Origin of the sequence: Sulfurimonas sp., from assembly GCF_016744025.1 — a bacterium.
Classification (GTDB): Bacteria; Campylobacterota; Campylobacteria; order Campylobacterales; family Sulfurimonadaceae; genus Sulfurimonas.
This window is the reverse complement of sequence record NZ_JADGFC010000151.1, coordinates 1-4,995: the sequence shown is the minus strand read 5'-3', so window position 1 is coordinate 4,995 and position 4,995 is coordinate 1. Positions and strand designations below refer to the sequence as shown.

Below are 4,995 nucleotides of genomic sequence, written 5' to 3'. Positions count from 1 at the left end.
CTTTATTTACTGTACTTTTTGTAATCATTATTGCTTACAAGGTTTCAAAAAATATAGGTATTTCTGTTGATGAGATTGAAGAAAAAATCCAATTAGGTTTAAAAGAGATAAATGACTTAAACCAAGAAATAGAAATTACTCAAAAAGAAGTTGTTTTTACAATGGGAGCAATTGGAGAATCACGTTCAAAAGAGACTGGAAATCATGTAAAAAGAGTTGCTGAATATTCAAAACTTTTAGCTTTGTATTCAGGGTTAAATGACAAAGAAGCTGAGATGCTAAAACAGGCTAGTCCAATGCATGATATTGGAAAAGTAGCAATTCCTGATATGATTTTAAATAAACCTGGTCGATTTGATGATAACGAAAGAGAGGTTATGAATACCCATGCAAAATTTGGTTATGAAATGCTAAAGAATTCAAATAGACCTCTTTTAAAGATGGCAGCAACAGTTGCTTACGAGCATCATGAAAAATGGGATGGTTCAGGTTATCCTCAAGGAATATCTGGAGAAGATATTCATATTTATGGAAGAATCACAGCTCTAGCAGATGTTTTTGATGCATTAGCAAGTGATAGGGTTTATAAAAAAGCTTGGGATGATGAGAAAATATTTATTTTATTTAAACAAGAGAGAGGCAAACATTTTGACCCAAAACTTGTGGATATATTTTTTGAAAAGTTACAAGACTTTTTAAAAGTAAGAGATGCTTTTAAAGATGAGAAGAAAAATTATTAATGACTCTATGATATATGATAAATCGCGTATATTAAAACACAGAAGCTAAAAGTAATTAATACATATACAAAACTTTTTTTATATATGCTAATGAAAGATAAGACTATATGTAAAAGCAGTATCTTCGCATCTAACTCCACACTAGTTTGATTTTGAGCCAATAGCATTAAACTCTCCAATACTCCATCAAAAATATTCCCAAAACCTACTAGATGCAAGAGAATACTAAGCGGATAAAAGATTGTAAATAGTGATGTCCAAATTATTGAGAGTGGATGATAGATGCTAAAGTTAGAAAAAATTGTTAAAGACAATGGTAACATCAGAATATATACCCAAAATGGAATGATTATAAATTGCCATATTTTACTTAGATGCTTGAAGTGAATAAGAAATAAGAAGATATAAAATACTCCAGATATTGAGAGCCAAAACCCAAGTGAAAACAGTAGTTTAGGAAATATAACTAAGAGAAGAATAGTTGTTAGTAGAAGTGTTTGCATAGAGATTATTTTTATGCCTCTATCATAAAGAACAAATCCAATAATTAACATTGTAAAAGAACGAAGTAGCGAAGGTGGAGAACCTAAGAAATTTAGATATACAAATAAAGAAAAAGCCACTGCTAAAAATATATCTGATTTAGAATTTCTATATGGAAAATATCTGTTTTGAAAAAACTTATATATTGGTCTAATTAAAAAGAAAAGAATTCCACTAAGAACTCCTAGATGAAAACCACTTATAGCTAATAGATGCGATACTCCAAGAGTTGAAAATGTAGTTTGTAAATCTTTATCTAGTGGAGTTGCACTAAAGAGGGCTTGGTATATATTTGTAATGTCTACACTATCATGTTCAGATGCAATATATGAGTTTAGTTTTTGTTTTAAAGTTATTACCTCATGGATAGTTTGTACTCTTGAGTAAGCATAAAAAGTTGTAAGATATTCATAAAAAGAAATCTTAGCTGCAAATATTTCAAGAGTTAACTCTTTACCTTTAACATCTTCAAAAGATTCCTTAGCTCCTGTGTAAAAAGTAATACCGTTATCTGTTTTTAGTTTTAGAACTTGATAACTTTTAGAGTCTTTAGTTTTTGCGTATTGTTTTAAAACTGTGGCATCTATTATGTATGAGTCAAAGCGTGTTATGTTTTTATAGTTTTGAAAATTTATAAGTAGAGAGTAGCAGAGTATAAAAGAGCACAGAAGCAAAAAGGAGAGGAACTCTTTTTTATTAAAAAGTTCGACTCTCTCTAAAGCCATTTAAAGGGTCGGCATCGCTATGGAAGGTGCACCAACATCGATGTTAGCAGAACTTGTATCTATATTCTCATAAGTAGTCTCAACTCCGGCAGAGAACTTTGGCGCATCTATAAAACGAGTAAGTTTTTTCTGAAAAACTAGTTTAACATGACCAGTTGGACCATTTCTTTGTTTTCCAATAATTATCTCTGCATCTTCTTCTTCTTTTTCTACATACTCAGAGATAAACTCTTTACCTTCATTTTTAGCAGCTTTTTCTCGCTCTTTTTCTTCTTTATAAAGATATACATCATCACGATAAACAAACAAAATAATATCTGCATCTTGCTCAATTGAACCAGATTCACGAATATCACTAAGCATTGGACGTTTGTCATTTCTTGCTTCAAGTCCACGGTTTAGCTGAGATAGTGCAACCACTGGCATCTCAAGCTCACGAGCTAGCATCTTAAGACCACGAGATATCTCAGATACTTGTAAGTGTCTATCAGCATTTCCAACACCTTGCATAATTTGAAGGTAGTCAATAACAGCTATCTCAATCTCTGGATGTTGGTTCTTTAGTTTTCTAAGCTTTGAGCGAAGTTGATTAATGTTTATACTACCTTGATCATCCACAAAAAGTTTAGCAGAGTTCATTTTGTCTATTGCACCATTTAGTGAACTCCACTGATCATCATTCATATCTCCAAGACGAAGTTGTTGAAGAGGTATAGACGTCTGAACAGAAAGTAGTCTAAGCATTAACTGCTCAGCTGGCATCTCTAAAGAGAAAAAAGCTACACCTTTTCCTTGCATGATAAGAGAATTTACAGTGTTTAAAATAAAAGAAGTTTTACCCATCGCAGGACGAGCAGCGATAATAACAAGGTCACCCTTACCAAAACCTGTAGTCATCTTGTTTAGCTCATGAAAGCCAGTATCCACACCAACAAGTACGCTGTTACCACGAGCCTTCATCTCTTTGATGTATTCCATAGTGTCAAAGGTCATTTGTGGAGAGTCTTTAAAATCACTTGTCTGATTGTCTTGAGTTATCTCGTATAGTTTTTTCTCTACAATATCTACAACTTCAGCAGATGGAAGTTCTTCTTCTACGGTAACTCTTTTTATCTCAGTTGTAAGTGTTAGTAAGTTACGTTTTAGAGACTTATCTTTTATCTCATCAACATAAGCTTTTGTATTTGAAATTGGGTTGGCAGAGAGAATTTCAATCATAACCTGTTCATCAAATTTCTTTATCTTGATAAGCTCTTTTTTGATAAACTCTTCATCTATTGGTTGGTCTTTTTGAAGAAGTGTAGTCATTGCAGTAAAAATGTCTTGATGAGCAGGAAGATAAAAATCATCTTTTTTTAATGAAGAACTAAGATCATCAAATTGTTGAGGTTCAAATACGATTGAACTAAGTATTGAGCGTTCAAAAGCTAGGTTGTATAGGTTGTCTTGCAAAATTTACCTTTATGATGATTCTATATTTTTAAATAATATGATGATTATAACTTATTTCTTTTTAAAAGTGAGTTTGTTAACATGGTATATTAATTGGCAAAAGGAAAACATATTAACAAAACATACAAAGATAAAAAGTTACCATTTTTAGAACTGACTTACAATAAAGACATAAAAGGTTGTCCTAAAAGTCATTTGCATGATAAACTGAGTATAGTAGCTCTTAAGAAGGGTAGTATAAATATTCATTTAAAAGATTATGATTTTGTTTTAAAAGAAAAAAATATCGCAGTGCTAAACCCATTTGAAATACATTGTGCAACAAAAGTAGATGATGAAAGCAAGGGTTTATATGCTCTATATTTAGACAAGAGTTGGATACAAAAACTTCAAAATAATTTATTTGATACTGATGAGTATATACTATTTCAAGAGAATATACTTTTAGATATTCATACTTATAATGAATTTTTAACACTATGTGAAAATATTTTCTCAAATGATTTTTACATAAAAAAAGAGGAACAAATTATAGAGTTTATCTCACAAATAATGCTTGAAAATTCTAATGAAAAATTGCTTAATATAAACAACAATTTAGCATGTGATATCAAGTCTTATATAGATGAAAATATTAGTTTAGATTTGAGTTTAGAAGATATAGCAAAAGAGTTTTTGATCACACCTTTTCATCTCATAAAAATATTTAAAAAAGAGCTAAACTTAACTCCTTATCAATATGTCTTAAATCAAAAAATAAACTTGGCTAAAGAGCTGTTATCTAAAGATATAAGTATTTCAGAAGCTGCACTAAGAGCAGGATTTAATGACCAAAGTCATCTTTACAAGTATTTTAAAGAGGTTTTTTCTATTTCACCAAAAGAGTATCAGGATAGTTTAGTAAGATAAAATCCTCAATATATCAATTTTTTACAATACATTTTTTTTCATATTAAATACAATACATTCAAATTTAGGAGAGTAAATTATGAAAAAAGCATTAATAGTTATAGATATGCAAAATGATTATTTTAAAAATGGAAATATGGAGCTTGTAGGTGTAAATGCAGCGCTAAAGAGAACAAATGATTTAGTAAAGTTCGCCAGAGAACAAGAGTATAAAATCTATTTTGTACAACACGTCTCTGTAAAAGAGGGTAGTAGTTTTTTTGTGCCAAATACAAAAGGTGTAAAATTACATAAAAAATTGGATATACAAAATGCAACAATAATTGAAAAAAATTATCCAAATAGTTTTAGAGAAACGAACCTAAAAAAAGAGTTAGACAAAGAAAATACAGATGAGCTGATCATATGTGGTGCAATGACTCATATGTGTATAGATACAACTGTAAGAGCCGCTTTTGATTTAGGCTATAAAATAACACTAGCACATGATGCTTGTGCCACAAGAGATTTAATGCTTCGCGATGAAGTTATAAAACGCCAATTCTAAAATCAAGTGCAATTTTTTGAAAGTAAGTTGAAAGATAGGATTAATCGATAATCTGCTAATCTTATTCGACCAAAAACAA

Annotated in this window: 5 protein-coding genes; 3 read left to right on the top strand and 2 right to left on the bottom strand. The window is 30.3% G+C overall.

The annotated features are described in order from the left end of the window. A partial coding sequence (locus tag QZZ48_RS13960) for an HD domain-containing phosphohydrolase (RefSeq protein WP_294966868.1) occupies positions 1–740 on the top strand: 740 nt, incomplete at its 5' end. A gap of 5 nt (positions 741–745) precedes the next feature. Here QZZ48_RS13960 and QZZ48_RS13955 read toward each other — a convergent pair. Together QZZ48_RS13955 and QZZ48_RS13950 are read right to left on the bottom strand one after the other, a co-directional pair. Further along, on the bottom strand, positions 746–2,008 hold the full coding sequence (locus tag QZZ48_RS13955) for a ComEC/Rec2 family competence protein (RefSeq protein WP_294966867.1): 1,263 nt from the start codon (positions 2,006–2,008) through the stop codon (positions 746–748). After that, positions 2,009–3,460 carry a replicative DNA helicase gene (locus QZZ48_RS13950; RefSeq protein ID WP_294966866.1) on the bottom strand — a complete coding sequence of 484 codons (1,452 nt, stop codon included), beginning with the start codon at positions 3,458–3,460 and terminating at the stop codon, positions 2,009–2,011. A gap of 93 nt (positions 3,461–3,553) precedes the next feature. On the opposite strand from QZZ48_RS13950, the gene QZZ48_RS13945 reads away from it, so the two are divergent. Both QZZ48_RS13945 and QZZ48_RS13940 read left to right on the top strand, forming a co-directional pair. Next, positions 3,554–4,369 (top strand): helix-turn-helix transcriptional regulator, encoded by an 816-nt coding sequence (locus QZZ48_RS13945; RefSeq protein WP_294966865.1) that lies wholly within the window; start codon positions 3,554–3,556, stop codon positions 4,367–4,369. 79 nt (positions 4,370–4,448) lie between these two features. Beyond that, complete coding sequence (locus tag QZZ48_RS13940) at positions 4,449–4,916, top strand: cysteine hydrolase family protein (protein WP_294966864.1); 468 nt, start codon at positions 4,449–4,451, stop codon at positions 4,914–4,916. Positions 4,917–4,995 lie beyond the last annotated feature (79 nt).